28 protein-coding genes are annotated in these 25,612 nt (G+C 72.0%); 14 read left to right on the top strand and 14 right to left on the bottom strand.

Going from position 1 to position 25,612, the window contains the following annotated elements; all coding sequences use genetic code 11:
• Positions 1–21: 21 nt before the first annotated feature.
• The 3 genes from ACWCWD_RS30910 to miaA form a co-directional block, all read right to left on the bottom strand.
• Positions 22–459 (bottom strand): hypothetical protein, encoded by a 438-nt coding sequence (locus ACWCWD_RS30910; RefSeq protein WP_450777957.1) that lies wholly within the window; start codon positions 457–459, stop codon positions 22–24.
• A 561-nt stretch (positions 460–1,020) separates the two neighbouring features.
• Positions 1,021–1,476 (bottom strand): GNAT family N-acetyltransferase, encoded by a 456-nt coding sequence (locus ACWCWD_RS30905; protein ID WP_450777897.1) that lies wholly within the window; start codon positions 1,474–1,476, stop codon positions 1,021–1,023.
• 172 nt (positions 1,477–1,648) lie between these two features.
• Positions 1,649–2,587 (bottom strand): tRNA (adenosine(37)-N6)-dimethylallyltransferase MiaA, encoded by a 939-nt coding sequence (miaA, locus tag ACWCWD_RS30900; protein WP_450777895.1) that lies wholly within the window; start codon positions 2,585–2,587, stop codon positions 1,649–1,651.
• Between the two features lie 160 nt (positions 2,588–2,747).
• Here miaA and ACWCWD_RS30895 point away from each other — a divergent pair, with 160 nt between their 5' ends.
• Positions 2,748–3,038, top strand: coding sequence for an antitoxin (locus ACWCWD_RS30895; protein ID WP_450777893.1), 291 nt, complete (start codon positions 2,748–2,750; stop codon positions 3,036–3,038).
• 242 nt (positions 3,039–3,280) lie between these two features.
• Here ACWCWD_RS30895 and ACWCWD_RS30890 read toward each other — a convergent pair whose 3' ends face one another.
• A complete protein-coding gene (locus ACWCWD_RS30890) occupies positions 3,281–4,015 on the bottom strand; it encodes a class III extradiol dioxygenase subunit B-like domain-containing protein (RefSeq protein ID WP_450777891.1) in 735 nt (244 codons plus the stop codon).
• A gap of 78 nt (positions 4,016–4,093) precedes the next feature.
• Positions 4,094–5,623 (bottom strand): tRNA (N6-isopentenyl adenosine(37)-C2)-methylthiotransferase MiaB, encoded by a 1,530-nt coding sequence (miaB, locus tag ACWCWD_RS30885; protein ID WP_450777889.1) that lies wholly within the window; start codon positions 5,621–5,623, stop codon positions 4,094–4,096.
• Between the two features lie 94 nt (positions 5,624–5,717).
• Here miaB and ACWCWD_RS30880 point away from each other — a divergent pair, with 94 nt between their 5' ends.
• Positions 5,718–6,716 carry a TAXI family TRAP transporter solute-binding subunit gene (locus ACWCWD_RS30880; RefSeq protein ID WP_450777887.1) on the top strand — a complete coding sequence of 333 codons (999 nt, stop codon included), beginning with the start codon at positions 5,718–5,720 and terminating at the stop codon, positions 6,714–6,716.
• 26 nt (positions 6,717–6,742) lie between these two features.
• Here ACWCWD_RS30880 and ACWCWD_RS30875 read toward each other — a convergent pair whose 3' ends face one another.
• Together ACWCWD_RS30875 and ACWCWD_RS30870 are read right to left on the bottom strand one after the other, a co-directional pair.
• Complete coding sequence (locus ACWCWD_RS30875; protein WP_450777885.1) at positions 6,743–8,137, bottom strand: sensor histidine kinase; 1,395 nt, start codon at positions 8,135–8,137, stop codon at positions 6,743–6,745.
• A gap of 15 nt (positions 8,138–8,152) precedes the next feature.
• Entirely contained in the window at positions 8,153–8,845 is a 693-nt protein-coding gene (locus ACWCWD_RS30870; RefSeq protein WP_450777883.1) for a response regulator transcription factor, read from the bottom strand.
• A 414-nt stretch (positions 8,846–9,259) separates the two neighbouring features.
• Between ACWCWD_RS30870 and ACWCWD_RS30865 the strand changes: the two genes are divergently transcribed.
• From ACWCWD_RS30865 to ACWCWD_RS30820, 10 genes are all read left to right on the top strand, one after another.
• Complete coding sequence (locus tag ACWCWD_RS30865) at positions 9,260–10,045, top strand: amino acid ABC transporter ATP-binding protein (protein WP_450777881.1); 786 nt, start codon at positions 9,260–9,262, stop codon at positions 10,043–10,045.
• 32 nt (positions 10,046–10,077) lie between these two features.
• Entirely contained in the window at positions 10,078–11,001 is a 924-nt protein-coding gene (locus ACWCWD_RS30860) for a glutamate ABC transporter substrate-binding protein (protein WP_390958307.1), read from the top strand.
• 117 nt (positions 11,002–11,118) lie between these two features.
• Positions 11,119–11,766, top strand: coding sequence for an amino acid ABC transporter permease (locus ACWCWD_RS30855; protein ID WP_390958309.1), 648 nt, complete (start codon positions 11,119–11,121; stop codon positions 11,764–11,766).
• Positions 11,763–12,761 (top strand): amino acid ABC transporter permease, encoded by a 999-nt coding sequence (locus tag ACWCWD_RS30850; protein WP_450777879.1) that lies wholly within the window; start codon positions 11,763–11,765, stop codon positions 12,759–12,761. Before ACWCWD_RS30855 ends, ACWCWD_RS30850 begins: the two co-directional genes overlap by 4 nt.
• Positions 12,762–12,931: 170 nt before the next feature.
• Positions 12,932–14,596, top strand: a complete 1,665-nt coding sequence (locus ACWCWD_RS30845; protein ID WP_450777877.1) for an FAD-dependent monooxygenase — start codon at positions 12,932–12,934, stop codon at positions 14,594–14,596.
• A 32-nt stretch (positions 14,597–14,628) separates the two neighbouring features.
• The gene (locus ACWCWD_RS30840; protein WP_328719044.1) at positions 14,629–14,718 is read left to right on the top strand and encodes a putative leader peptide; all 90 of its coding nucleotides are present in this window, start codon (positions 14,629–14,631) and stop codon (positions 14,716–14,718) included.
• 97 nt (positions 14,719–14,815) lie between these two features.
• Positions 14,816–15,457 carry a cysteine dioxygenase gene (locus tag ACWCWD_RS30835; RefSeq protein WP_450777956.1) on the top strand — a complete coding sequence of 214 codons (642 nt, stop codon included), beginning with the start codon at positions 14,816–14,818 and terminating at the stop codon, positions 15,455–15,457.
• Between the two features lie 14 nt (positions 15,458–15,471).
• Positions 15,472–15,903 carry a rhodanese-like domain-containing protein gene (locus ACWCWD_RS30830; RefSeq protein WP_450777955.1) on the top strand — a complete coding sequence of 144 codons (432 nt, stop codon included), beginning with the start codon at positions 15,472–15,474 and terminating at the stop codon, positions 15,901–15,903.
• Positions 15,904–15,953: 50 nt separating this feature from the next.
• Positions 15,954–16,463 (top strand): hypothetical protein, encoded by a 510-nt coding sequence (locus tag ACWCWD_RS30825; RefSeq protein WP_450777953.1) that lies wholly within the window; start codon positions 15,954–15,956, stop codon positions 16,461–16,463.
• A 244-nt stretch (positions 16,464–16,707) separates the two neighbouring features.
• Positions 16,708–17,388 (top strand): DUF6197 family protein, encoded by a 681-nt coding sequence (locus tag ACWCWD_RS30820; protein ID WP_450777951.1) that lies wholly within the window; start codon positions 16,708–16,710, stop codon positions 17,386–17,388.
• Positions 17,389–17,607: 219 nt separating this feature from the next.
• Here the strand turns inward: ACWCWD_RS30820 and recX are convergent, their stop codons facing one another.
• Together recX and recA are read right to left on the bottom strand one after the other, a co-directional pair.
• Complete coding sequence (gene recX, locus ACWCWD_RS30815; RefSeq protein ID WP_450777874.1) at positions 17,608–18,369, bottom strand: recombination regulator RecX; 762 nt, start codon at positions 18,367–18,369, stop codon at positions 17,608–17,610.
• Between the two features lie 13 nt (positions 18,370–18,382).
• Entirely contained in the window at positions 18,383–19,522 is a 1,140-nt protein-coding gene (gene recA / locus ACWCWD_RS30810; RefSeq protein WP_450777872.1) for a recombinase RecA, read from the bottom strand.
• A gap of 549 nt (positions 19,523–20,071) precedes the next feature.
• Here recA and ACWCWD_RS30805 point away from each other — a divergent pair.
• Positions 20,072–20,746: a DUF4232 domain-containing protein gene (locus ACWCWD_RS30805; protein WP_450777870.1), complete on the top strand. Its 675-nt coding sequence runs from the start codon at positions 20,072–20,074 to the stop codon at positions 20,744–20,746.
• A 50-nt stretch (positions 20,747–20,796) separates the two neighbouring features.
• Here the strand turns inward: ACWCWD_RS30805 and ACWCWD_RS30800 are convergent, their stop codons facing one another.
• Together ACWCWD_RS30800 and ACWCWD_RS30795 are read right to left on the bottom strand one after the other, a co-directional pair.
• Complete coding sequence (locus ACWCWD_RS30800; protein WP_450777949.1) at positions 20,797–22,086, bottom strand: AI-2E family transporter; 1,290 nt, start codon at positions 22,084–22,086, stop codon at positions 20,797–20,799.
• A gap of 223 nt (positions 22,087–22,309) precedes the next feature.
• Positions 22,310–22,504 carry a DUF3046 domain-containing protein gene (locus tag ACWCWD_RS30795; RefSeq protein ID WP_450777868.1) on the bottom strand — a complete coding sequence of 65 codons (195 nt, stop codon included), beginning with the start codon at positions 22,502–22,504 and terminating at the stop codon, positions 22,310–22,312.
• A gap of 77 nt (positions 22,505–22,581) precedes the next feature.
• Here ACWCWD_RS30795 and ACWCWD_RS30790 point away from each other — a divergent pair, with 77 nt between their 5' ends.
• Entirely contained in the window at positions 22,582–23,496 is a 915-nt protein-coding gene (locus ACWCWD_RS30790) for a hypothetical protein (protein ID WP_450777866.1), read from the top strand.
• A gap of 15 nt (positions 23,497–23,511) precedes the next feature.
• Here the strand turns inward: ACWCWD_RS30790 and ACWCWD_RS30785 are convergent, their stop codons facing one another.
• Genes ACWCWD_RS30785 through ACWCWD_RS30775 form a run of 3 tightly spaced genes read right to left on the bottom strand, consistent with a single transcriptional unit; the run spans position 23,512 to position 25,551 of the window.
• On the bottom strand, positions 23,512–23,820 hold the full coding sequence (locus ACWCWD_RS30785; protein ID WP_390958332.1) for an AzlD domain-containing protein: 309 nt from the start codon (positions 23,818–23,820) through the stop codon (positions 23,512–23,514).
• Positions 23,817–24,665 carry an AzlC family ABC transporter permease gene (locus ACWCWD_RS30780; RefSeq protein WP_450777864.1) on the bottom strand — a complete coding sequence of 283 codons (849 nt, stop codon included), beginning with the start codon at positions 24,663–24,665 and terminating at the stop codon, positions 23,817–23,819. Before ACWCWD_RS30780 ends, ACWCWD_RS30785 begins: the two co-directional genes overlap by 4 nt.
• Positions 24,666–24,675: 10 nt before the next feature.
• Entirely contained in the window at positions 24,676–25,551 is an 876-nt protein-coding gene (locus tag ACWCWD_RS30775; protein ID WP_450777862.1) for an AraC family transcriptional regulator, read from the bottom strand.
• Positions 25,552–25,612 lie beyond the last annotated feature (61 nt).

Here is a 25,612-nt window from a genome sequence, read left to right as displayed (position 1 = left end):
CGGGCGCCGGGGTGTGCGCGATCAGCGCAGGCGGGCCACGCGCCAGACGGCCAGGCCGACGAGGGCGAGGACGAGCACCCCGTAGAGCGCGATCACCCGCCAGTCGGGGCGGGTGCCGGAGCCCCTGACGGGCAGGCCGGGCCAGGTGTAGCCGACCCGGCGGGCGGCCATCATGCCCCAGCCGGCGGCGCAGCCGCTGATCAGCAGGCCGAGCATGGCGACGACGGCCCCGCCGTCGCCGAACTCGAAGGCGAGCGGGAACGCGAACATCAGCGAGCCGATCGCGGCGAGGACCACGATCGGGGCGAGCTGCCAGATCCGCAGCCGGCGGGCCGGCCTGAGCTCGACCTCGACCTCGGGCGTCACGACGCTCTCGTCGGGCAGGTCGGAATTGAGCCGCTCGGCGGCGAGCCGTCGCTCCGCCGCCTCCTGCTCCGTGTCACGAGGGCCGGCCTCCATCGCCACGCGCCCTCCCGACTCGGACTTCCTGTATCGATCGATGCTCGATGATGGCATGCCCGCGTGGGCGGAAAGGACGCGCGGGGCGTCCCGATGCCATCACGTGATCAGGCTGTTATAGCCCCCGTTTCAGAGTTTATGCAGGTCAGACGCCTGCCGCCGGTCGGCGTTTCAGCGTGCGCCGGCAATAGCCCCAGGTCAGCGCCCGATTGGCCGCTCGCGACCGGTTCGGAGCCGGATCCGTCCCACCCCTGTACCGAACAGGCTTGCGCGGGGTACGGGCGGCTTCCCCACCCGGGCGCCGCGAGTCGCACAGGCCCTCGGGCCGCCCGCGTCTCTGCGCGATCCGCTTCCGCGACGCCCCGGCAAGCGGTCCGAGGCGCCAGGATTCCCCACCCGGGACACCGTCGTCGGGCGTCCGACCGCCGACCCGGTTCGCGAAGCCGACCCGAGGAACATCACCCCGACCCGTTAGCTCACACACCGTCATATACCTTGCGGATGAGGACTTTTGCCCCCTGCCGTACATGGGGCGCTGCGACGTCGCCTTCGGGGTGGGCGTTACAGGAGGCGCGTCATGAACGCGCTGTTGGGGTCTTCCCGGTAGTTCGCGAAGGCGCCGCAGTAGGTGAACTCGAACTTCTCGTACAGCGCACGGGCCGGGGCGAAGTGGTCGGTGGCGCCGGTCTCCAGGCTGAGGCGCCGGTAACCCATGGAGCGGGCCGAGGAGATGATGTGGGCCAGCAGCTGGGAGGCCACTCCGGTCCGCTTGCGGGTGGGTTCGGTGCGCATCGACTTGATCTCGGCGTGGCCTTCCTCGATGCGCTTGACCGCTCCGCAGCCGACCAGGACGTCGGCGTCGTAGGCGGTCCAGAAGGTGACTTCGGGCACGCGCAGTCCGTCGAGGTCGAGGGCGTGCTTGCTCTCCAGCGGGGTGATCGCCCGCATCTCGTCCACGTGGGCCTGGAGGAACTCGGCGATGTCCCGTCCGGAGAGATCGTCCACTGAGATCTTCATCTTCTCGCCTTCGCTGTATCGACTGCAGGTTGGTCCGGCCTCCCGGACGCCTGCGAGCAGCGCGCGGGCGAAGCGGGCCTCAGGGGGGGCCGCCCGGAGCCGGAAGGAGCGCACAGCCGCCCCGGCGTCCGCGGGAGCCACGCCGAGGAGTCGCGCCGCTCCCGTCACGTGGTCAGAGTGCGACCGCTCGTTCGACCAATTCCAGGGCCCGGCCCGGGAGCTCTTCCCGGTCCAGCTCCCCGCCGCCGAGCCAGTGGACCCGGGGATCGCGGCGGAACCAGGAGTCCTGGCGGCGCGCGAAACGCTTGGTGGCACGGACGGTCTCGGCGCGCGCCTCGTCCTCGGTGCACTCTCCGGCGAGGGCCGCCAGCACCTGCTGGTAGCCGAGCGCGCGGGAGGCGGTGAGCCCCTCGCGCAGCCCCTGGGCCTCCAGCGCCCGGACCTCGTCGACCAGGCCCGCCTCCCACATCCGGTCGACGCGCAGCGCGATCCGGGCGTCGAGCTCCGGGCGTTCGACGTCCACCCCGATCTGCAGGGCGTCGTAGACCGGTTCCTCGCCGGGGAGGTTGGCGGTGAACGGCTTTCCGGTGATCTCGATGACTTCGAGGGCGCGGACGATGCGGCGGCCGTTGCTGGGCAGGATCGCCCGGCCGGCGCCGGGATCGGCGGTGGCGAGCCGCTCGTGGAGGACGCCGGGGCCGCGTTCGGCCAGCTCCTGTTCGAGCCGGGCGCGCACCTCGGGGTCGGTGCCCGGGAACTCCAGGGCGTCGATGGTGCCCTTCACGTACAGCCCGGAGCCGCCGACCAGGATCGCGGAGCGGCCTTCGGAGAGCAGCCGGTCGATCTCCGCGCGGGCGAGGCGCTGGTACTCCGCGACGCTGGCCGTGCGGGTCACGTCCCAGACGTCCAGCAGGTGGTGCGGGACGCCGTCGCGCTCGGGAAGGGTGAGTTTCGCGGTGCCGATGTCCATGCCCCGGTACAGCTGCATGGAGTCGGCGTTGACCACCTCGCCGCCGAGCCGCTGGGCGAGGAACACCCCCAGATCGGACTTGCCTGCTGCCGTGGGGCCGACGACGGTGATGACGCGCGGGGCCGGAACTGGGTTTCTCACCGCCCCAGTCTCCCAAACCTCCCGCGCCCCGCCGACCCGGCCGACCCATTTGTACGACTGCGCGCCTTTTGTTCCTCACGAGTAAAATCGTCGGCACCGGACAGGAGTGCCGGTGCGGGAGCTGACTCGGCCCGAGCGACCACGGCACGGAGGATGACCCATGGGGTTCCTGGACAATCTCAAGGCCCGGCTGGGACCGGCGAAGGAGAAGGTCGGCGACAAGGTCGGCGACCTCGCGCACCAGCACGGAGGCAAGATCGAGCAGGGTCTGGACAAGGCCGCGCGCACGGTCGACCAGAAGACCAAGGGCAAGTACAGCGACAAGATCCAGAGCGGTACGCAGAAGGCGAAGGACACGGTGGACCGCCTCGGCCACAAGGACGCGCACGGCCCGGGCCCGACCACGGGCTTCGACGGCACGGGGGGTACGCCCCCGCCGCCGGCCCACTGAGGCCGGACACGGCACGGCCGGGCGGCGCCCCGGTACGGAGGATCGGAAGGACGGCCGCGGGGCCCGGCTCCGCGGCCGTCACCCGTTCGCGGGGCCCGTACGGGTGAATCCGCGGCCGGACGGAGTGCCCCGGACCGGCGACGACCGGCTCAGGAACCGGGACCACCACCGGCTCAGGGCCGAGACCATCACTGGCTAAGGGCCGGTTCCACCACCGGCTCAGGGCCGGGACCATCACTGGCTCAGGACCAGGCGGCGACGGTGTAGCCCACTCCGTACGGCGCGTCCTCGTACAGCGCCCGGCCCCGGAGGCCCGCCCCGTCCGCGGCGCCGGCGAGCACCTGCCAGGGGGCCCGGCCCGCCGCCTTCAGGGCGTACGCGAGGGGGGCGTCGAGTTCCGCGAGGGCCCGCACGTCCGCCGCGCCCAGGGCCCGTGCGGTGGAGGCGTCGAATCCCTCGGCGCGGGGGTCCAGATAGCCGGGCGCCTTGACCGTGCGGCAGGCGCTGCCGTCGCCCATCACCAGCAGGGCCACCCGCTCCGCGCGCTCCGCCAGCCCCCGGCCGGCCTCGGCGCAGCGCTCCGGGGAGAGCGGTTCGCCGACGCCGAGCCCTTCGACGGGGGACGCGGTCCAGCCGGCCGTCGCGAGCAGCCAGGCGCCGACGGCGAGCGAGGCGGGCAGCGGCCGGGAGGGCGCGCCGTCGTCAGGGCCGGAGCCGGCAGAGGTGCCGGCTCCCAGCCGGACGTCGAGGTCGACGCCGAAGCCGCGGAAGTTCCCGGTGCTCCCCGCCGGGAAGGTGCCCCGCTCGCCCTCCGCCGCCGGCCCGACCACGATCAGCAGATCGGGGCGGGCCTCGGCGAGGACGGCGAGGGCTTCGGCGCAGGCGGCCCGGGCCGGGTCGAGCTCGGGGGCGGCCCCGGCGGCGACCTCGGGGACCAGCAGGGGCGGGCAGGGGCTCACGACGGCGGCGACAAGCATGCCGGTCAGCGTACTGGCCGCGCCCCCGCCGCCGAGCGGCCCCTGCCCGTGAACTCCGGGCAGGGCCGTGGGGACGGGTCAGTCGCAGCCGCAGCCCGGGGCGGAGGCGGCCGGCAGCGGGGCGGGGGCGCCGATGGTGGGCAGGCCCAGCATCACGCCGACGGGCTTGGCCGCAGCGGCCGCGTTCCGCTTCTCCCAGGCGTCGCCGGACCGGGTGGAGCGCACGGCGAGGGTGGCGCCCTCGGCGAGCAGGTGGTGCGGGGCGGCGTAGGTGATCTCGACGGTCACCACGTCACCGGGGCGCACGGTGCCCTCCGGCTTGGTGAAGTGGACGAGACGGTTGTCGGGGGCGCGGCCGGAGAGCCGGTGGGTGGAGCCGTCCTTGCGGCCCTCGCCCTCCGCGACCATGACCTCCAGCACGCGTCCGACCTGCTTCTTGTTCTCCTCCCAGGAGATCTCCTCCTGGAGGGCGGAGAGGCGCATGTAGCGCTCCTGCACGACCTCCTTGGGGATCTGCCCGTCCATGTCGGCGGCCGGGGTCCCGGGGCGCTTGGAGTACTGGAAGGTGAAGGCGTTGGCGAAGCGTGCCTCGCGCACGGCGTGCATGGTCTGCTCGAAGTCCTCCTCCGTCTCGCCGGGGAAGCCCACGATGATGTCGGTGGAGATGGCGGCGTCCGGCATCGCGGCGCGCACCTTCTCGATGATGCCGAGGAAGCGTTCCTGCCGGTAGGAGCGGCGCATGGCCTTCAGGATCGAGTCCGAGCCGGACTGCATCGGCATGTGGAGCTGCGGCATGACGTTGGGCGTCTCGGCCATCGCGGCGATCACGTCGTCGGTGAAGTCGCGGGGGTGCGGCGAGGTGAAGCGGACGCGCTCCAGGCCCTCGATCTTCCCGCAGGCCCGCAGCAGCTTGGAGAACGCCTCGCGGTCGCCGATGTCGGAGCCGTAGGCGTTGACGTTCTGGCCGAGCAGGGTGATCTCGGAGACGCCCTCGGCGACCAGCGCCTCGATCTCGGCCAGGATGTCGCCGGTGCGGCGGTCCTTCTCCTTGCCGCGCAGGGCGGGCACGATGCAGAAGGTGCAGGTGTTGTTGCAGCCGACCGAGATGGAGACCCACGCGGCGTAGGCGGACTCGCGGCGGGTGGGGAGCGTGGAGGGGAACGCCTCCAGCGACTCGGCGATCTCGATCTGCGCCTCTTCCTGGACGCGGGCGCGCTCCAGCAGCACCGGGAGTTTGCCGATGTTGTGGGTGCCGAAGACCACGTCGACCCACGGGGCCCGCTTCACGATGGTGTCGCGGTCCTTCTGCGCGAGGCAGCCGCCGACCGCGATCTGCATCCCGGGGCGCTTGGTCTTCATCGGGGCGAGCCGGCCGAGGTTGCCGTAGAGCTTGTTGTCGGCGTTCTCACGGACCGCGCAGGTGTTGAAGACCACGACGTCGGCGTCGCCGTCGGCGTCCTCGGGGGCACGGACGTAACCGGCGTCCTCCAGCAGGCCCGACAGCCGCTCCGAGTCGTGGACGTTCATCTGGCATCCGTACGTACGGATTTCGTAGCTCTTGAGTTCTTGAACGTCCACTGCGAGGCTCCGGTCGCTGCTGCTGGTCATCCCTCAAGGGTAGGCGCTCCGGGAAAGCCCCCTCTCCCGCCCGTTCGCGGGTGGCTCTGGTCAGCGCGGGCCCCGGGCTGGCAGGATCGCGGCCATGTCCCCGACCGGCCCGTCCCCCGCCCGTCGCCGCCTGCTGCGCGCGGGCGGTGCCTCGGCGGTCTCGCTGGGACTCCTGCTCTGGTGGGTGCTGCCGCTCGACAGCCCTTCGCCCAGCGGCTCCCTGGTCTTCTCCACCGGCGTACGGACCGGGGTCTACCAGCTCTACGGGGAGCGGCTCGAAGGGGCGCTGGCGACGGACATGCCGGGGGTCTCCATACAGCTGCGGACCAGTCAGGGCTCGCAGCAGAACATCGAGCGGGTCGCGGCGGGTGAGGCGGACTTCACCATCGCCACCGCCGACTCCGTCGCGACGTATCTGCGCAGCGGCAGGCCCGGGGCCCGGCGGCTCCGCGGCTGCGTCCGCCTCTACGACGACTACGTACAGCTGATCGTGCCCCGGTCCTCCTCCGTGCGGAGCGTCGCCGACCTGCGGGGCCAGCGGGTGGGCGTGGGGCAGCTCGGGTCCGGGGTGAAGCTCGTCGCCGACCGGCTGATGACCGCCGCCGGGGTCGATCCCGCGAAGGGGGTCACTCCGGTGACGGCCGGGATCGACACCATGCCCTCGCTGATGGTGGAGGGGAAGCTCGACGCCTTCTTCTGGTCCGGCGGGCTGCCGACCAACGCGGTCCAGCAGCTCTCGCGGCGGACCGACGTCCGGCTGGTGCCGCTGGAGGACGAGCTGATCCACCGGCTCCAGGCGGCGGGCGGTTCGACCCGCTACTACCGCGCGGCCGTCATGCCGGCGGATGCCTACCCGGACGTGCAGCGCGGACAGTCCGTGCCCACGGTCGCCGTCGCCAATCTGCTGGTGACCACGGACCGGACCGACGCGGCGATGACCGAGGCGTTCACCCGTACCGTCATCAACAGCCGGGACCGGATCGGACGGGAGGTCCACTCGGCGCAGCTGGTGGACCTGCGGACGGCCATCTACACCGATCCGCTGCGGCTGCACGACGGCGCCCAGGAGTACTACCGGTCGGTCAAGCCTTAGCTGGATCTTTGAGGTAGCGGTGTCCGTCAGTGGTTCGGGGCGTCGCGCGGTACGGACACCGTGACCCGCAGGCCGTGGGGGTCGTTGCGGCCGTAGTCGATCGTGCCGCCGCCCGCCGCGAGCAGCACTCGCGAGATGGAGAGCCCGAGGCCGGAGCCCCGGACGTTCTGGTGGCGGTTGCTCCGCCAGAAGCGGTCGCCCACGCGGTCCAGTTCCTCGTCGGTGAGTCCGGGGCCCCGGTCGGCGACCACGACGGTGGAGACGGGGCCCTCCGCGGCGACCGACACGGTCACGTCCTGGCCGGGCGGGGTGAACTTCAGCGCGTTGTCGATCACCGCGTCCAGCGCGCTGGAGAGCGCTATCGGGTCGGCCCAGGCGGTGACGGCCGGAGCCCCGTCCTGGGTGAGGCCCACGCCCTTCCCGTCGGCGACCGGGTGCCAGGCCGCGACGCGCTCCGCCGTGAGGGCGGCGACGTCGGTGAGGGCGAGGTCGGCCTCGGCGTGCTCGGCGAGCGCCAGGTCCAGCAGGTCGTCGAGGACCTGGGCCAGCCGCTTCCCCTCCAGCCGCACCGAGGCGATCTCCTCGTTGCCTTCGGGGAGTTCGAGGGCGAGCAGCTCGATCCTCAGCAGCAGCGCGGAGAGCGGATTGCGCAGCTGGTGGGAGGCGTCCGCGACGAACGCCCGCTGCTGTTCGAGGACTTCTTCGACGTTGTCGGCCATCTCGTTGAAGGAGCGTGCCAGTCTGCGGAGTTCGGGAGGGCCGCCGCCTTCGACCACGCGGGAGCGCATCCGGCCGCGCGCGATGTCGTGGGTGGCGGCGTCCAGGGTGCGCACCGGGAGCAGCACCCAGCCGGTGAGCCGGAACGCGGCCCCGACCGCCACCAGCATCGCCGCCGCCTCGCCGAGGGCGATGATCAGCCAGCCGTGCAGGATGCGGGCCCGCATCTCGTCGGTGGGCGAGTCGATGACGACGACGGCGACGACGTCCCCGTCGCGCACCACGGGCGAGGCGACGACGATCCGGCCGTGCTGCCAGGGCCAGACCTGGGGCGGGTCGTGGGAGCGGCGGCCGAGCAGCGCCTCCTGGAAGGCGGCGCGGCCCTCGCCCTCCCGGGGCAGGTTCCAGGTGGACGGGGCCCTGGCGAGGTAGCGGTCGTCGCGGTAGAAGATCCCGGCCCGGATGCCGTACACGGTGGCGTAGGCGTCGAGATCCGCCTGGAGGGTGCGGCGGCGCTCGTCGTCGGGGGCGACCGGTTCGCTGATGAACTGGGCGAGCGCGGCGAAGCGCGCGGTGTCGTCGATGCGGTCGATGACGACCTTCTGCTGCTCGGCGCCGGCCACGCTCATCGCGAGGGGGAAGCCGAGCGCCAGCAGCACGGCGGCCATGAGCACGATGAGCAGGGGCAGCAGACGGGTACGCACCGGAGCGACGGGTCCTCAGACGGCCGGCGGGACGAGCCGGTAGCCGACCCCTCGCACCGTCTCGATGAGCGCGGGCAGCCCCAGCTTGGCGCGGAGCGAGGCGACGTGCACCTCCAGCGTCCGGCCGGTCCCCTCCCAACTGGTCTGCCACACCTCGCTGATGATCTGTTCGCGCCGGAACACCACGCCGGGGCGCTGGGCGAGGAGGGCGAGGAGGTCGAACTCCTTGCGGGTGAGCTGGACTTCGGTGCCGTCGACGCTGACGCGGCGGGTGGGCAGTTCGACCCGTACGGCTCCGAGGAGCAGTGCGGCGAGCGGGATCTGCGCGGTGTCCTCGCCGCTGGTGGTGCGGCGGGCGACGGCGTGGATGCGGGCGAGCAGTTCACCGGTGTCGTAGGGCTTGGTGACGTAGTCGTCGGCGCCGAGGTTGAGACCGTGGATGCGCGAACGGACGTCGGCCCGGGCGGTCACCATGATGACGGGGGTGGAGGTCCGCTTGCGGATCCTGCCGAACACCTCGTAACCGTCCTGGTCCGGCAGCCCGAGGTCCAGCAGGATGACCCCGAAGGGTTCCCGCTCGGCGGGGAGCAGGGCGCGCAGCGCCTCCTCGCCACCGCGGGCGTGCACGACCCGGAAGCCGTGGCGGGCGAGCACGGCGGACAGGGCCGCGGCGACGTGGTTGTCGTCCTCGACGAGCAGCAGTCTCACTGGCCCTCCTCTCCGTGTTCGCCGGTGGTGATCCCCGGGCGCCGCCTACAGGGCGTTACCCCAGGAGGAGACGATAGACGGCGTTCGCTCCCCCCGGCACGCCCGCGGGACGTGCCGCCGGCCTCCGGTCCGCCTCCGTCACCCTCCTGGGCATCAACGCCGACGCGAGGGATCCAGTCAAGTCCCGGCCCGTTACGACGGGGTTTCCGTTACCCACCCGGTACGCCGACGGACACGGAGCGCCCGGCCCCTTCACACCGAGTATCCAGGGAATGCCGGATCGTTATCCTCAATTCTCGCTCAGATCTACTGACGGTCATCGCGCTGCGTCACTAGTGTCCAAGTGCCTCGACACGCAGGGTTCGCCTTGCGGGCCGAGGTGCTGGCCACCCGAGGAGGACGGAGCAAGAGCCGATGAGCGGAGTTTCAGTGACGAAGGCCGCCGAGGATGCCGCACCCGAGGCCGACGACCTCGTCGTACTGAGCAACGTCAACAAGCACTTCGGCGCGCTGCATGTGCTCCAGGACATCGATCTGACCATCGCCCGCGGCGAGGTCGTGGTCGTCATCGGACCGTCCGGGTCCGGCAAGTCCACGCTGTGCCGCACGATCAACCGCCTGGAGACGATCGATTCGGGATCGATCACGATCGACGGACGCCCACTTCCCCAGGAGGGCAAGGAACTTGCCCGGCTGCGCGCCGATGTGGGCATGGTCTTCCAGTCGTTCAACCTCTTCGCGCACAAGACCGTGCTGGAGAACGTCATGCTGGGCCAGGTCAAGGTCCGCAAGACCGACAAGAAGGCCGCGGAGGAGAAGGCCCGGACTCTGCTCGACCGGGTCGGGGTGGGCGTCCAGGCGGACAAGTACCCTGCCCAGCTCTCCGGCGGTCAGCAGCAACGCGTCGCCATCGCAAGGGCGTTGGCGATGGACCCGAAGGTCATGCTCTTCGACGAGCCCACGTCGGCGCTCGACCCGGAGATGATCAACGAGGTCCTCGAAGTCATGCAGCAGCTGGCCCGGGACGGCATGACGATGATCGTCGTCACCCACGAGATGGGCTTCGCCCGCTCCGCCGCCAACCGCGTCGTCTTCATGGCGGACGGAAAGATCGTCGAAGAGGCCACGCCCGACCAGTTCTTCAGCAACCCCCGCAGCGACCGGGCCAAGGACTTCCTGTCGAAGATCCTTCACCACTGACGTCAACGACCTACGACAGAAGGAAAGTTCAGATGCAGCTCCGCAAGTCGGCCGCCCTCGCGGCCATCGCCGTCATCGCTCTGACCGCCACCGCCTGTGGGGGCAAGGAAGGCTCGGCCGGGGACAAGCCCGCGGGCACCAAGCCCGGCGCCTCCGACGCGCCCGCCCTTCCCACGTACACCGTCGCCACCGGCGTCGACCTGGACTCGCCGGCCTTCAAGGAGGCGAAGAAGCGCGGCAAGCTGATCATCGGCGCCAAGGCCGACCAGCCGTACCTGGGCTTCGAGGACCAGTCCACGAAGGAGCGCTCCGGCTTCGACATCGAGATCGCCAAGATGATCGCCGCGGACCTCGGCTTCTCGGACAAGCAGATCGAGTGGAAGACCGTCGACTCCGGCATCCGCGAGACGGCGATCTCCAAGGGCCAGGTCGACTACTTCGTCGGTACGTACACGATCAACGACAAGCGCAAGCAGCTGGTCGGCTTCGCCGGTCCGTACTACAAGGCGGGCGCCGACCTGCTGGTCCGCTCCGACGAGAAGGCCATCACCGGCACGGACACGCTGAAGGGCAAGAAGGTCTGCTCGATCGTGGGTTCCACCCCGCTCCAGGAGATCAAGAAGCCGGAGTACGGCGCGAGCGTCGTCGAGCTGGCCAAGTACTCGGACTGCGTGCAGCAGCTGCTGACCAACCAGGTCGACGCGGTCACCACCGACGACTCGATCCTCAAGGGCTACGCCGCCCAGAACCCCAAGAAGCTGCGGGTCATCGGCAAGCCCTTCACCGAGGAGCCCTACGGCGTCGGCCTGAACAAGGACGACAAGGTTCTGCGGGACGCGATCAACGACTCGCTCGAGAAGCACGTCCAGGACGGCTCGTACAAGAAGATCTACGACGCGACCCTCGGCCTGTCCGGCTCGGCGTACACCGCCCCGCCGGCCATCGAGCGCTACTGACGGCGTGCCGCCCGGCGTCACTTCCCCGACGCCGGGCGGCACCGCCCGCACGACCCGACCCGTACGCCCGACCGGCCCCGTACGCCCGATGCCGCTGACAGCCGACGCGGAGACCTCATGAACGTACTGCTCGACAATTTCCCGGAGTTCCGCGACGGCTTCATAGGCACGGTGTCGATCACCGCCGTCAGCTCGGTCATCGCGCTGGTGCTCGGCGTCGTCATCGCCGGCATGCGGGTCTCACCGGTGCCGCCCCTGCGGATCTTCGGCACGGCCTGGGTGACGCTGCTGCGCAACACCCCCCTGACGCTGCTCTTCCTGATCTTCTTCTTCGTCGTGCCGCAGGTCTTCTTCTCGGGCCTGAGCCCGTTCGTCCTCGGTTCGCTGGCGCTGGGCTTCTACACCTCGTCCTTTGTCTGCGAGGCCGTCCGCTCCGGCATCAACACCGTGCCGCTGGGCCAGGCCGAGGCCGCCCGCTCGATCGGCATGTCCTTCCCGCAGACCCTGCGCCTCGTCGTCCTCCCGCAGGCGACCCGGTCCGTGATCCCGCCGCTGAGCAGCATCTTCATCGCCCTCACGAAGAACTCGGCCATCGCCGGCGCCTTCAGCGTCACCGAGCTGTTCGGCTGGCAGAAGCTGATGAGCGACCGCGGCTACGCGATCACCCCCGTCTTCATCTGGGTCGCCCTCGGCTACCTGGTCGTCACCTTTGTCATCAGCGGTCTCTTCCGGCTGCTGGAGCGCCGCATGGAGGTCGCCCGATGAGTGCCAGCGTTCTCTACGACGCGCCGGGCCCGAAGGCCACCGTAAGGAACCGCGTCTACGCGGTGGTCGGCGGCGTCGCCATCCTGGCGCTGATCGTCTTCGCCATCAAACGGCTGTCGGACACGGGCAACCTCGATTCCGGCATGTGGGACATCTTCAACTACGCGGGCATCCGGCAGAACATCGCCGACGCGGTGCTGGCCACGCTCAAGGTCTTCGGCCTGGCGGCGGTCGGATCGGTCGTCCTCGGCGTGGTGCTCGCGGTCGGCCGCCTCTCCGACCACCGGCCGGTGCGCTGGGTGGCGACCACGTTCATCGAGCTGTTCCGCTCGATCCCGCTGCTCATCACGATCTACGCGATCTGGGTCGGCTTCCTGACCGACTACTCGATGTGGGCGCTGGCCCTGGGCCTCTCCGTCTACAACGGCTGCGTCCAGGCCGAGGTGCTGCGGGCCGGAATCAACTCGGTCCCCCGGGGCCAGAGCGAGGCCGCGTACGCGCTCGGCATGAGCAAGACGCAGGTGATGCTCGGCGTACTGATGCCGCAGGCCGTGCGGGCGATGCTGCCGACGATCATCAGCCAGCTGGTGGTGACGCTCAAGGACACCTCGCTCGGCTACATCATCCTGTACCCGGAGCTGCTCCAGACCGCGCGTCTGATCGCCTCCAACACTCTGGTCGACGGCAAGTACCCGTACGTCTCGACGATCGTCGTCATCGGCACCATCTACGTGACGATGTGTCTGCTGCTGTCGGCGCTCGCGACCTGGATCGAGCGGCGCGGCCGGCGCGCCAAGACGGGCATCGCCGTGGCGTCGGCCGCTCCGGCCGCCGGCATCGACGCGCCCGTCGCAACGGCCGGCATCCCGGCCGCCCGGCCGGGGGGCGCAGGGGGCGCGGACCTTCCGCCGGCCGCGGAGACCGTCGCGAAGACGGTCGCGACCGACGGGACCGGGGGGACCGAAGGGGACCCCGGGACCATCGGGAAGTCGTAACGGCCCGCCCGGAGCGGGGAGCATTCGAGGCAGCGGCGCATGCGCCGCTGCCTCGCTCGCTTGACGCGGGCACCCCCAGTGGGTTGCATACGTTCTGTGATCACGCACCGGACTTCGACCGCTTCGACTACCAGGTTTCGCATGACCGTTCGAGCCGGAGGGTACGCACCGTGGACCCGGTGATCGTCGTCGGCACCGGACCCGTCGGTCTGACGCTCGCCCTCGCCCTGGCGGCGCACGGCGTGCCCTCCGTCCTCCTCGACGAGGGGCTCGGCAAGGACGAACCGCGCCCCGCGCGCACGGTGGTGCTGCGCGAGGACACCGCCGACCTGGTCATGCGGCTCGGCTGCGCCACTCCGGACCGCGCGGCACTGAGCTGGTCGGGCTGGCGTTCGCTCCGCCGGAACCAGCTGGTACGTGAGGTACCGCTCGGCGAGGGCGGCCCCGGAAGCGGATCGGTGCCCGCGCCCGTCCACCTGCCGCAGCACGCGCTCACCCGGGGGCTGCGGGCCGCCGTGGCCGCGCACGAGCTGATCCGGCTCGTGCCGCTCAGCCGGGTCGACACCCTGGAGCAGGACGCGTCCGGCGTTACCGTGCACACCAAGGACCCCGACGCGACCTGGTGGCGCGGAAGTTACCTGGTCGGATGCGACGGAGCACGCTCCACCGTGCGCAAACTCCTGGACGTCCGGTTCCCGGGCCGGACCGCCGTGGAACGTCACGCCGTCGCCGCGCTGCGGGTCGAACTCCCGTGGCCGCGACAGGCCGTGCTGCACCGTCAGCCGCCGTGGCGCGCGGTCGGCACGGAGGTGACGGCCCGCCCGTTGCCGGGCGGGGTCTGGCGGCTCGACTGGCTGCTCCCGACCGGCGGTGAACTGGTCACGCCCGAGGCGCTGGTCGCCCGTACCCGGGAGACCCTGGCCGGCTGGTGCGGGGAGACCCCGCCCTACGAGCTGCTGGACACCGGTGTCCACACGGTCCACCACCGGCTCGCTCTGCGTTGGCGGGTGAAGCGGGCCTTCCTGGCGGGGGACGCCGCCCACCTGATGGGCGCACTGGGGACCCAGGGCGTGGACGAGGGACTGCGGGACGCCGAGAACCTCGCGTGGAAACTGGCCCATGCCTGGCACCACGGGGCATCCGAACTCCTGCTCGACAGCTACCAGGCCGAGCGCCGGGCCGCCGTGGCCGCCCGGCTGCGCGCCGCCGACCAGTCGCTGCCGATACTGCGCGGCGGAGGCGGCCTGCGGACCCTGGTGGCGGGCGGCGCACGCGGGCACGACACCCTCTTCTTCGACGCACACCTCGGGTACGGCCCGCTCGGCGCGCCCCCTTCGTACACGCACTCCCCCCTCGCACCACAGCACGCCCAGGCGCACGTCCCGGTCGGTACGCCCCCCGGTGCGCCGGTCGCCGAGGTTCGGGCGACCGCTCCGGACGGAACATCCGTACGACTGCGGGCCCGGCTGGGGCGTGGCCGGTTCCTGGTGGTGCTGATCGCCCCGGGCACCGGCGTCTGGGACCGGCGGCACTGGATGACGGCGGGCGTGATGCCCCGTCTCGCGGAAGCCGTGCGCGCCCTCCCGGTGGAGAGCGAACTCCTCGTCACGGAGAGCTATCCGGGCGCGGCGGCCCACACGGTTCTGCTGATCCGGCCGGACGGACACCTGGTGGCCTCGTTCGCCGGGGTGCGGCCGGCGGAACTCTTCGCCGCGGCGGACGCCGCGCGGGGCGGTCCGCCCGGAACACCCGGTACGCCCGGCGCTCCCCCCGCGGACGACGACTCGACCCCGCGCACCTCCGCGCGCTCCGAGAGGGCCGCCACACTCAATTGACCGGCGTCAACACGCGTGGTGTACTCCAGAACATGACCGACGACACCTGCGTACGCCTGTGGCGGAGAGTCCACATGGACCTCGTCCGCTACGCGGGCTGCGTGTGTCGCCCTTCCTGCTGACTCGCCTTCCCCGCCGTGCCGTGCTGCCTCCGCACCGGCACGCGCCTCCACGCGAACTCTCAGGACGGTCATCGTGTCTGCGCTCTCCGCCTCTTCCGTGCCCGCTGCCTCCCCGGCGTCGGCGGCTGCCTCCGCAACCGCCGTTGCCCCCGAAAGCCCCGAAGCCCTCGAAGCCCCCGAAGGCCTCCAGGCCCTCGGGCTTCCGGCCGAAGCCGGTACGCCCCCGGTCGCGCCACCCCCGGCAACCGCGCCGACGGTGGCGGAACTGCTCGACTTCGCCCGCCGGGCCGCGGCCGACGCCGAGTTGATCGCTTCCCTGCCGCTCGACCCCGAGGGCCGCACCTGGGTGCGGCTGGACGGGCCGGCGGGCAGCGAGGCGTGGCTGATCGGCTGGCCACCGGGCACGGGTACCGGCTGGCACGACCACGCGGACTCGGTCGGCGCCTTCCTCACCGCTTCCGGCACCCTGAAGGAGCACTCGCTGGCCGCCCGGCTGCCCACCGACGGCTGGAAGACCCTGGAGCTGACCGAAGGGATCGACCGCAGCCGTGAACTGACGACAGGTCAGGGACGCGCGTTCGGTCGCCACCATGTGCACGAGGTGCTCAACGAGTCCACCACCGAGCACGCCGTCTCCGTGCACGCCTACTACCCGCCGCTGCCCCGCATCCGCCGCTACAGCCGTACGGGCGCGGTGCTCCGGCTGGAGCAGACCGAGATTCCGGAGGACTGGCAGTGAGCGAACACGAGTACATCCGCACGGCGGGCGACGACGCTTCGGGCGGCGACTCGGCGTCCGCGCCGGTCGGCATCGACGAGTTCCTCGAACGGGTACGGAAGGGCTTCGAGCGGATCGGCCCGGAAAAGGCCGCGGCGGAAGCCGCCGGGGGCGCCCTGCTCGTCGACATCCGCTACGCCGCTCTGCGCGAACGCGACGGTCTGATCCCGGGCGCGCTGGTCGTCGAACGGAACGAACTGGAGTGGCGGCTCGACCCGTGGGGCAGCCACCGCGCAGAACAGGCGGTCGGCCACGACCTGCGGATCGTGATCGTCTGCAACGAGGGGTACGCCTCCAGCCTCGCCGTGTCCTCCTTGCACCAGCTCGGCCTGACCCGCGCCACCGATCTGATCGGCGGCTTCCAGGCATGGCGGGCGGCCGGCCTCCCGGTCACCGCCCCCAAGTGACCGTACGGGTGCGGAGCTACCGCTACGTGGGGCCGGCCGACCTGTGGCCCATGGCTCGGCCCCACGACGTCAGGCCCCACGCCGACCCCTCCGACGGCATCCGGTCCGTTGGCGGCTGCCGGATCGCCTCGGCGGCGGACTTCGATGGATGGGTGGCCCTGCGCCCGGCGCCCGATTTGCGTGAGCCGTTCACCTACGTCGTCGCCGGGGACGGCACCCTGCGGCTGGCCCCGCGCCGCAGCGAACATGTGGCCTGCGCCGACGGGGAGGCCGTACTGGGCGCGGGAGAGATCGGCTTCACCCGTGATGGGGGCAAGTGGGCGGTCGACGGGATCAGCAACCAGTCGACCGGCTACTGCCCGGACACCAGTTCCTGGCACGCCGTCGCGCGGGCGCTGGACCGCGCGGGACTCGCCCGGCCGGACGGCTTCACCCATGAGGTGGTGTTCCGGCGCTGCCCCGGCTGCCGGGCACACAACATCGTCCGCGAGGGCCACTTCGTCTGCGTGTTCTGCGACGGGGAGCTGCCCGCGCTCTGGAACGTGGACCCCTCGGCCTGAGGCCCGCACCGCGTTCCGGCGGACAGAGGGGTGAGCGGGAAACGCCCCCGCCTCGGCTTACCGTCCTCTCCGGCCCGTACCGCTCACTCCTGTTCCTGGGGCGGCACGGGCCCCCGTTCGCAGGCACACCGCTCCCGCGGCCTACCCGAACGGCCGCTCCCCGGTGGAGCGGTCCCCGCGCAGGCCCGACATTCGCCTCATGCACCACGAGGCGAATGTGTACGGAGACGGCGCGCTGATGGACATGGACTCCCCCGTCCTCACCCCGGACGAACTCGACCTCCAGGCGTCCCGCCTCCAGGAATCGGAGGCCTGGCGCCGGATCGTCACCGGCTGGGACCACTCGGCCGCCGAACCCGCGCGGCTCCGCCCGGCCGCCGAACCCGACGAGCCCGCCGGTGCGCTCACGACCGCCCCCGACCCCGCCGACGTACTCCCCGCGCGGTCACCGGAGCACTGGCGCGGGCTGCTCTCCGTACCCGTCGATCAGCTCGTCGCGGACTCCCTGCGCGCGCTGCCCGCCGCGTCCCCCGCCGAGCGGCGCCTTCCCGGGCGGCTCGGCGCGATGCTGCCGGACCGGCTCCACTCCTGGCGGCGCATCGGCCGGAGCGACGTACGCCCTTCGGTCCACCTGGCGTACGCGCGGCTGATCCTGACGGAGTGGGGGTGGCAGAACACTCCGTACCGGCTGCGCAACGCCCGCGGCGCACGGTGCGTGTGCGGGGCGATGCTCACGGCACACCGGCTCGGCTACGGCTCCGCCGAGACCGTGGACCGGGCCGGGGCGTGGATGATCACCGAGTTGCGCTCGCAGGGCTGGACCGATCTGATCGGCCCCTGGAACCGGGCGCCCGGCCGCACCGCCTCCGACGCGCTCGCCCTGATCGACGCCACCATCCGACGCGCCTCCCTGGCCGGCCACTGACCGTCGGCCAGCCACTGACCGTCGGCCGGCCACTCACCGTCGGCCGGGATCGACCGTCGACCAGGATCGCCCCGTCGACCGGGGCTGACCATCGGCCAGCCTGACCATGGGCCGGAGTTCGGCTGCCGGATCCGGCAGCCCGCACTCCGCACCACCCCCACGGACCACCTCGACACGTCACCGAGCACGTCCGTAAGGGCCGAGCCTCCTCGGCGCGCGTCAGAACGATTCGTCCAGGCCCTCCGTGTCCTCCCCCTCGGCCTCCAGCGCCTGGCGCACCACGCGGAGTGCCATGCCCTCTCCGTATCCCTTGCGGGCGAGCATGCCCGCGAGGCGGCGCAGCCGCTTGTCCCGGTCGAGCCCTCGCGTGGACCGGAGCTTGCGCGCGACCAGTTCGCGGGCCGTCTCCTCCTCCTGCTCGGAGTCGAGCTGCCCGACCGCCTCGTCGATCACCGCGGAATCGACGCCCTTCGTGCGGAGCTCACGGGCGAGCGCCCGGCGTGCCAGACCTCGGCCGTGGTGCCGGGATTCCACCCAGGAGTCCGCGAACGCCGCGTCGTCGATCAGCCCCACGTCCTCGAAGCGCGACAGCACCTCCTCGGCCGCCTCGTCGGGAATCTCCCGCTTGCGCAGCGCGTCCGCGAGCTGCTTGCGGGTGCGCGGGGTCCCGGTGAGCAGGCGCAGGCAGATGTTGCGCGCCTGCTCGACCGGGTCTCGCGGTTCCCCCGTCTCGGCCCTCGACGAGCCGGGGGAACCGCTGCTTCTGGAACGGGAGCGACGGCCCGCTCCCTCGCCGAATCCCGCACCGCCGCCGAATCCCGTCCCCGGGCCCGCCCCCCGACGGGCTCCGGAACGAAACTCCGCTTCGCTGTCCGACTCCGGACCCGCCCCCGGTCCGCCCGCGAAGCCGCCCGCATGCCGCGGGTGGGGCTCCGCACCGAATCCGGTGGCCGGCTCCGACCACTCCGTACGCCGTGTCACGGGAACGAGAGCCCTAGCTCTTGGCCGCCGCGGCGGTCTTGGTGGCCTTGGCCTTGGCCGCCGCAGCCGTGGTCGCCGGCTTCGCGGTGCTGTCGGCGGCCCCTGCGGTCGCGGCGTCCGCCGCGTCCGTACCGGCTGCCGGAGCGTCGCTCTCCGGGCGGACACCGACGCCGAGCTTCTCCAGGATCTTCTTCTCGATCTCGTTGGCGAGGTCGGGGTTGTCCTTGAGGAAGTTCCGGGCGTTCTCCTTGCCCTGGCCGAGCTGGTCGCCCTCGTACGTGTACCAGGCGCCGGCCTTGCGGACGAAGCCGTGCTCCACGCCCATGTCGATCAGACCGCCCTCGCGGCTGATGCCCTGGCCGTAGAGGATGTCGAACTCGGCCTGCTTGAACGGCGGCGCGACCTTGTTCTTGACGACCTTGACGCGGGTACGGTTGCCGACCGCGTCGGTGCCGTCCTTCAGCGTCTCGATGCGGCGGATGTCGAGACGGACCGAGGCGTAGAACTTCAGCGCGCGGCCACCGGTCGTGGTCTCCGGGGAGCCGAACATGACGCCGATCTTCTCGCGGAGCTGGTTGATGAAGATCGCGGTCGTCTTGGACTGGTTGAGCGCGCTGGTGATCTTGCGGAGCGCCTGGCTCATCAGACGGGCCTGGAGACCCACGTGCGAGTCACCCATCTCGCCCTCGATCTCCGCGCGGGGCACCAGGGCCGCCACGGAGTCGATGACGATCAGGTCGAGCGCGCCGGAGCGGACCAGCATGTCCACGATTTCCAGAGCCTGCTCGCCGTTGTCCGGCTGGGAGAGGATCAGGTTGTCGATGTCGACGCCGAGCTTCTTGGCGTACTCCGGGTCGAGCGCGTGCTCGGCGTCGATGAAGGCCACCTGGCCGCCGAGCCGCTGCGCGTTGGCCACCGCGTGCAGGGTCAGGGTCGTCTTGCCGGAGGACTCCGGGCCGTACACCTCCACCACGCGGCCACGCGGGAGACCGCCGACGCCGAGGGCGACGTCGAGCGCGGTGGATCCCGTGGGGATCACCTCGATGGGTTCGTTCGGCCGCTCGCCGAGGCGCATCACCGCGCCCTTGCCGAATTGGCGCTCAATCTGTGCGAGAGCGGCGTCCAGCGCCTTCTCGCGGTCGTTGCCTGCCATGGGTTCCACCCGATTTGCTTGAGTCGATCGCTTCACGTCAAAGACGCTAACCCCTGCCACTGACAATGGGCCTCGACGTCCTCCCGGCCTGTGGAAAACTCCACGGCCGTGCCCGGGAAACCCGGGCCCGGTTGCCATGAGAATGGATGTTCGATTTTGGTGTCAAGCGCACCACGCCGCCCCGCGCGCACGGCCCGGGCGGTACCGCGCGCCCACCTGCGCGGACGCCGTTGCCACGGTCTCCCGATGGGCAGCTGGGACGAGAATCACGTCCGCGCAGGGATATCCGAGAAGTCGGCACGGGCCCCGGAGCGGCAGCGGTCCTGAACGGCCCGCGGGCCGGCGAGGTCTGCGCTCCGAAAGCTCCGGAGGCTCCGGGCCCCGCGGGCTCCGGCCCCGGCCCCGGCCCCGGCGCGTCACCGCGGAACCACGCCTTCCACGTACGCGTCCCGTAACGATCACGCGCAGGACGTGAACCCGGCGCCCGGGCACCGCATGCTGAACGCCGAACGGTGAACGTACGTCGATCAACAACCACGGGGGAACGCGATGGGCGCCTTCCGCACGACCGCACATCGCGCCGGGGGACTCGTCGTCCCGGGCCTCACCGCCGCCGTGCTTCTGGCGGCCACGGCCTGCGGGGCGGGAGACGACCGGGCGGACGGCACACCGCCGCCCCGGCCCTCCGCTTCCGCGTCGCCCACTCCGAGCGGGTCGAGTGGTTCGCGCACCGCCCTCGGCGCCCCCGGAGACGGTGAGCCCGTGCCGTACGACGGCACCTGCGGCGACGCGAACGCCAACACCGAGGTGACCATGGACTTCGCCCTGTCGCCCGAGGAGGACGACGCGAAGTACCTGCTCGTCGCCACCAACACCGGCGACCAGCCCTGCACACTGTACGACTATCCGGTGATCACGTTCGGAGATGCCGGGTACGTGCTGCCGGTCCTCAAGAACTCCGAACCGCGGACCCCGGTGGAGCTGGCTCCCGGCCAGAAGGCGTACGCGGGCCTGCTGGCCCGCCAGAGCAACAAGGAGAACAGCTCCCCCGAGACGACCATCGTGCTCGGCCCTCCGGGCAGGAAAACCGCCGTCGGCGGTACGGACGAGGGCGCGCTCATCGAGCCGCCCCGGGAGGAAGGCGTCTACGTGGACAGGATGGCCCGCGTGACGTTCTGGCAGAGCGACGCGCGGAGCGCCGTGTCACCCCTCTTCGCCCACTGACCCTGATCCCCGGCCCCTGATCCCTGCCCCTGGCCCGCCGACCGCACCTGCTAACCCCGGTCCGGGCCCCCGTGGCCCGTACCGCCGCTCCCGCCGTCCGGGCCCCCGTGGTCCGTACCGCCGCTCCCGTCGTCCGTACCTGCGGCCCCGCCGGAACCGCCCGGACCCGTCACCTCGCGCGCCCCGCTCGCACGCCGGTCGCCGCCGGAGTGCGGGCCGGGTCCTCGTCCCGCCCTCTGCGCCAGCCTCCGCGCCCGTGTCCAGACGGGTTCGCCGGGCTGCCTGCTGCTGCCACCGCCCACACGGGGGTCGTCGGTCACCGCGTACCGCTTGACGTACGCGCCGAGGAAGGCCTGGAGCGTGGCCACCGCGGGGATCGCGATCAGCGCGCCGACCGCGCCGAGCAGGGCCGTACCGGCGATCACCGATCCGAAGGCCACCGCCGGGTGGATGTCGACGGTCTTCGAGGTCAGCTTCGGCTGCAGCACGTAGTTCTCGAACTGCTGGTAGATCACGACGAAGCCGAGCACCCAGAGCGCGTACCAGGGATCGACGGTGAACGCGATCAGCATCGGCAGGGCGCCCGCGAGATACGTGCCGATGGTCGGGATGAACTGGGAGACCAGGCCGACCCACACCGCGAGCGCCGGGGCGTAGGGCACTCCGAGGACGACGAGCAGGATGTAGTGCGCGATGCCGGAGATGAGCGCCATGAGACCGCGCGAGTAGAGGTAGCCGCCGGTCTTGTCGACCGCGATCTCCCAGGCCCGCAGCACCTCGGCCTGGCGGGACGGCGGCAGTACGGAACAGAGCCCGCGGCGCAGCCGGGGCCCGTCGGCCGCGAAGTAGAAGGAGAACAGGAAGATCGTCAGCAGCCGGAACAGTCCTCCGAGCACGGTGGTGGAGACGTCGAGCACTCCGGTCGCGCTGTTCTGCACATACCTCTGGAGCCAGTCCGAGTGCAACAGGCTGTCCTGGACCTCGACCCGGGAGAGTTCCGTGTGGAACGTCTGGTTGACCCACTTGATCACCGAGTCGAGGTACTTCGGGAACTCGTCGAACATGTCCACGATCTGTCCGGCGAGCATCGAGCCCAGCAGGAAGACGAACCCGATGCCCAGGATGAACACGACGATGAACACGAGGAAGGTCGCCAGACCGCGTCGCATGCCCCGCCCGGCCATACGGCCGACCGCCGGCTCTATGGCCAGGGCGAGGAAGAAGGCGATGAGGATGTTGACCAGCAGACCGATGAGCTGGTCGAACGCCCAGCTTCCGAGGCGGAAGCAGGCGTAGAGCGCCAATGCCATGACCACGGCACGCGGGAGCCACCGGGGCATGCGTTCGGGTCCGTCGTCCACCGGGGGCTCCGGTGGCACGGCGGGCGGGACGGGAGGCGCGGCGGAGTGCTGCGGGTTCTGCACGGTCTCGTCTGTCGGGGCCACGCCCACAAGTCTCGCCTACGGACGGAGCCCCCGGTCCCCCGGCCCGTCGGCCCCAAAGCCTGCGGCACCCGCCGTGCCGGCGGTCCACCGGGGGCGCGTCGCCGGGGTGCGCGGTGGCTCAGCGGCGCTCGGCGGGGATGTCCATCGCCGTGCAGACCGCACGCCAGACGTCCTTCGTCTCCCACCCCGCGTCGAGCGCCTGATGGACGGTGAGACCGTCCAGCTCCGCCATGACGTGGTCACGCGCGAAGGACTCCGCGTACCCGCCGCCGAAGTGGTCGGCCATCCGCTCCCAGAAAATCGTCAACCGCATGACCCCAGTATCCCGCTCCCGGGGTGCGCTCCGACGCGTGAGGCACCGCGGGGTGCTTTCCGCTCTACGGTCGGTCCATGCCCGGAACCGCAGCACGTCCCCTCGCCCGCGCCGAGCAGTTCATCTGGCTCACGGCCCGCGTACTCGAACAGCGGAGGTTCGCCCACGACTTTCTCGACGGAGACCCGGACGCGGTCGAGACCGCGCTCGCGGCCTATCTGAACGAGGACGGCGGTTACGGCCACGCCCTCGAACCCGATCTGCGGGGTCCGGTCAGCCAGCCCCTGCACACCGCGCACGCGCTGAGCGTCCTGGACTCCGTCGGCCGCTGTCACGGGCCCAGGGTGGACCGGATCTGCCGCTATCTGACAGCGGTCTCCACCACGGAAGGGGCGCTGCCCGCGCTCAGACCCACCCAGCGCGGGTACCCCGCCGCGCCCTTCATCCCGATCGTCGACGATCCGCCCGCCGAACTGCTGGCCACCGGACCGGTGGTCGGCCTGCTCCACCGCAACCAGGTCTGGCACGCGTGGCTCTTCCGCGCGACGGACTTCTGCTGGTCGGCCGTGGAGTCGCTGACCGTCTCGCATCCGTACGAGATCGAGGCGGCGGTCGCCTTCCTGGACGGCGCTCCGGACCAGGAGCGGGCCCGGGCGGCGGCCCGGCGGCTGGGCCGGCTGGTGCGGCAGCAGCGCCTGGCGGTGCTGGACCCGCGGCGGCGCGAGGACTACCCCCTGGCACCGGGGTACGCGCCGGGCGAGTACCACTTCCCGTACGACTACGCCCGTACGCCCGCCTCGCTGGCCTGCGGATGGTTCACCGAGGAGGAGCTGTCCGCCTCCCTCGACCATCTCGCGTCCGAACAGCGCGAGGACGGCGGCTGGCCGCTCACCTGGCGGCGGTGGGCCCCCGGTACGGCCCTGGAGGGGCGGCCGCTCGTCACCCTGCGCGCCCTCCAGATCCTGCGGGCGCACGGCCGCGACCTGGGGTGACGGGCCCGCCACCCGCTACCACCCGAGAGCCCGCACCCCGGCGGTGACGGCGACCGCGACGGCCACGACGACCAGGAACGGCGCGCGCAGTACGAGGGCGAGCGCCGCCGCCGCGAGCCCGGCGCCCCGGGCGTCGAGGACGAGACGGGCGCCGTCGCCGAACGTCTGCTGCGCGGTGAGGGCGGCGAGCAGCGCCACCGGGAGCAGCGCGGCCAGCCGCTGGACCAGCGGCCGTTCCAGGACGCCGGCGGGCACCAGGAGCCCGAGGAGCTTGGCGAGGTAGCAGCCGCCCGCGGTGAGCGCGACGGCGATCCAGACGGTCATCGGCCGACTCCCGGGGTGGTGGTGGTGTCCGGGCCGGCGGAGCCGCGTCCCGCCCGCCCCTTGAGGAAGAGCACGGCCGGAGCGGCGAGTCCGGCGAGCAGGACCGGCACCCCGGCGGGCAGCACGGGCAGCAGTCCGAGGGCGAGGACGACGGCGAGCGCCGCCGTGATCCGTTCCGTGGTGCTGGTGAGCATGGGCGCGAGCAGCGCCAGGAACACGGCCGGTCCGGCGGCGTCCAGCCCCCAGGCGTCGGTGTCGCCGAGCTTCTCGGCGCCGAGCGCCCCCGCGAGCGTGGTGAGGTTCCAGAGCACGTAGAGCGAGGCGCCGGTGACGGTGAACCCGAGGCGGGCTGCCCGGCGGGTGGGCTGGGCCAGGGTGACGGCGGTGGTCTCGTCGATCACCCAGTGCGCGGCGAGCGGGCGCAGCGCGCGGGGCAGGGCGAGCAGCTGGGAGAGGCGGAGCCCGTAGAACGCGTTGCGTACGCCGAGGAAGAAGGCCCCGGCCGCCGCGGTGTACGGGTTGCCGCCGGCCGCGAGGGCTCCGACCAGGGCGAACTGCGAGGCGCCGGTGAAGACGAGGAGGCTCAGCGCGCAGGTCTGGAGCAGCGTGAGTCCGGCGCCGGCGGAGGTGACGCCGAAGGCGAATCCGGAGAGCCCGACGGCCACGCCGACGCCCAGCGCGTCCCGGACGACGGCCGCGTCGGTCTTCGTCGCACCGGTACTGCCGGGTATGCCAGATGTGTCAGCTTCTCCGGATGCGCCTGAGGAAACGGTTCTGCCGCCGGGGCCGACGGTGGGAAGGGGCTCGGGGAGAGGTGTGGAAAGGGGTGTCGTCTGTTCTGCCACGTCCGCGACCCTAGGGGCGGGGGCCGGTCCCGGTCTTGTACGTTCTTGCGCGTTCGCGCTGGTAGGCGCCGGGTGGCACGCCCACGATCCGGGTGAAATGCCGGTTCAGATGGGGCTGGTCGGTGAAACCCACCGCGGCGGCCGCGGCGGCGGGAGGCATCCCCGCCTCCAGCAGCTCCCGCGCCCGCCGCACCCGGGCGTTGGTGAGCCAGGCGTGCGGGGGCATTCCGTACCGCTTCTTGAAGGCGCGCAGCAGCGCGAACGGGGTGGCGCCGACCTCCGCCGCGAGCACCTCCAGGGTGGGCGGCGCGGTCAGCCGGTCCTCCAGTACGGCCCTGGCGAGGCCCGCCGCACGGGCACCGGCGCTGAGGGAGGGGGCGGGTGACAGCGGGCCGCCGTGCCGGCCGAGCAGGCGGGCGAGCACGACCCGCAACAGGGTGTCGGCCGCGAGGGCGTTGCCCTCTTCGGCGGCGCGGTGCACCTCGTGGATCAGCCGGCCCGCCTCGGGGTCCGCGGTGCAGGAGGTGTCGAAGCCGACCGTGCCGCGCACGCTGGTGACCTCGGCCGCCACCGCGTGCACGGCGCGGGCGGACGGGTAGAGCGTGGCGTACGCCCAGCCCTCCGGGGCTCCGGCGCGGGCGGTGTGCGGCACCTCGGGGTTGATCATCACCACGGTGCCGGGGCCCGCGTGCAGGGTGCCGCCGGGCAGCCCGACGTCCTCTATGCCCCGGGTGACGGCCGCGACGACGTACCCCTCGTGGCTGTGGCGGGGGAAGGTGTGGCGGACGTAGTGGGCCCGGAGCAGGTCGAGGCCGGGCAGGGCGGCGTACTGCCAGTGCCTCGCCCATTCCCTCGTCGCCGGATCTCCCTCCGGACCTGCCGCCATACCGGCATTCTCGCAGGTCCGCCCGTGTGCACCGGCCGATGTCAGTGGCGGGGTGCACGAT

Source organism: Streptomyces sp. NPDC001493, from assembly GCF_053597235.1.
This window is presented reverse-complemented; position numbering and strand designations above follow the sequence as displayed.

Coding starts and splice junctions, on each gene's coding strand:
- recA (WP_450777872.1), bottom strand. CDS start 19,522: ATGGCAGGCAACGACCGCGAGAAGGCGCTGGACGCCGCTCTCGCACAG.
- ACWCWD_RS30890 (WP_450777891.1), bottom strand. CDS start 4,015: ATGCTTGTCGCCGCCGTCGTGAGCCCCTGCCCGCCCCTGCTGGTCCCC.
- ACWCWD_RS30910 (WP_450777957.1), bottom strand. CDS start 459: ATGGAGGCCGGCCCTCGTGACACGGAGCAGGAGGCGGCGGAGCGACGG.
- ACWCWD_RS30840 (WP_328719044.1), top strand. CDS start 14,629: ATGACCGACGACACCTGCGTACGCCTGTGGCGGAGAGTCCACATGGAC.
- miaB (WP_450777889.1), bottom strand. CDS start 5,623: ATGACCAGCAGCAGCGACCGGAGCCTCGCAGTGGACGTTCAAGAACTC.
- ACWCWD_RS30860 (WP_390958307.1), top strand. CDS start 10,078: ATGCAGCTCCGCAAGTCGGCCGCCCTCGCGGCCATCGCCGTCATCGCT.
- ACWCWD_RS30895 (WP_450777893.1), top strand. CDS start 2,748: ATGGGGTTCCTGGACAATCTCAAGGCCCGGCTGGGACCGGCGAAGGAG.
- ACWCWD_RS30880 (WP_450777887.1), top strand. CDS start 5,718: ATGTCCCCGACCGGCCCGTCCCCCGCCCGTCGCCGCCTGCTGCGCGCG.
- ACWCWD_RS30790 (WP_450777866.1), top strand. CDS start 22,582: ATGCCCGGAACCGCAGCACGTCCCCTCGCCCGCGCCGAGCAGTTCATC.
- ACWCWD_RS30775 (WP_450777862.1), bottom strand. CDS start 25,551: ATGGCGGCAGGTCCGGAGGGAGATCCGGCGACGAGGGAATGGGCGAGG.
- ACWCWD_RS30855 (WP_390958309.1), top strand. CDS start 11,119: ATGAACGTACTGCTCGACAATTTCCCGGAGTTCCGCGACGGCTTCATA.
- ACWCWD_RS30820 (WP_450777951.1), top strand. CDS start 16,708: ATGGACTCCCCCGTCCTCACCCCGGACGAACTCGACCTCCAGGCGTCC.
- ACWCWD_RS30795 (WP_450777868.1), bottom strand. CDS start 22,504: ATGCGGTTGACGATTTTCTGGGAGCGGATGGCCGACCACTTCGGCGGC.
- ACWCWD_RS30905 (WP_450777897.1), bottom strand. CDS start 1,476: ATGAAGATCTCAGTGGACGATCTCTCCGGACGGGACATCGCCGAGTTC.
- ACWCWD_RS30850 (WP_450777879.1), top strand. CDS start 11,763: ATGAGTGCCAGCGTTCTCTACGACGCGCCGGGCCCGAAGGCCACCGTA.
- ACWCWD_RS30800 (WP_450777949.1), bottom strand. CDS start 22,086: ATGCCCCGGTGGCTCCCGCGTGCCGTGGTCATGGCATTGGCGCTCTAC.
- ACWCWD_RS30785 (WP_390958332.1), bottom strand. CDS start 23,820: ATGACCGTCTGGATCGCCGTCGCGCTCACCGCGGGCGGCTGCTACCTC.
- ACWCWD_RS30825 (WP_450777953.1), top strand. CDS start 15,954: ATGGCTCGGCCCCACGACGTCAGGCCCCACGCCGACCCCTCCGACGGC.
- ACWCWD_RS30805 (WP_450777870.1), top strand. CDS start 20,072: ATGGGCGCCTTCCGCACGACCGCACATCGCGCCGGGGGACTCGTCGTC.
- ACWCWD_RS30865 (WP_450777881.1), top strand. CDS start 9,260: ATGAGCGGAGTTTCAGTGACGAAGGCCGCCGAGGATGCCGCACCCGAG.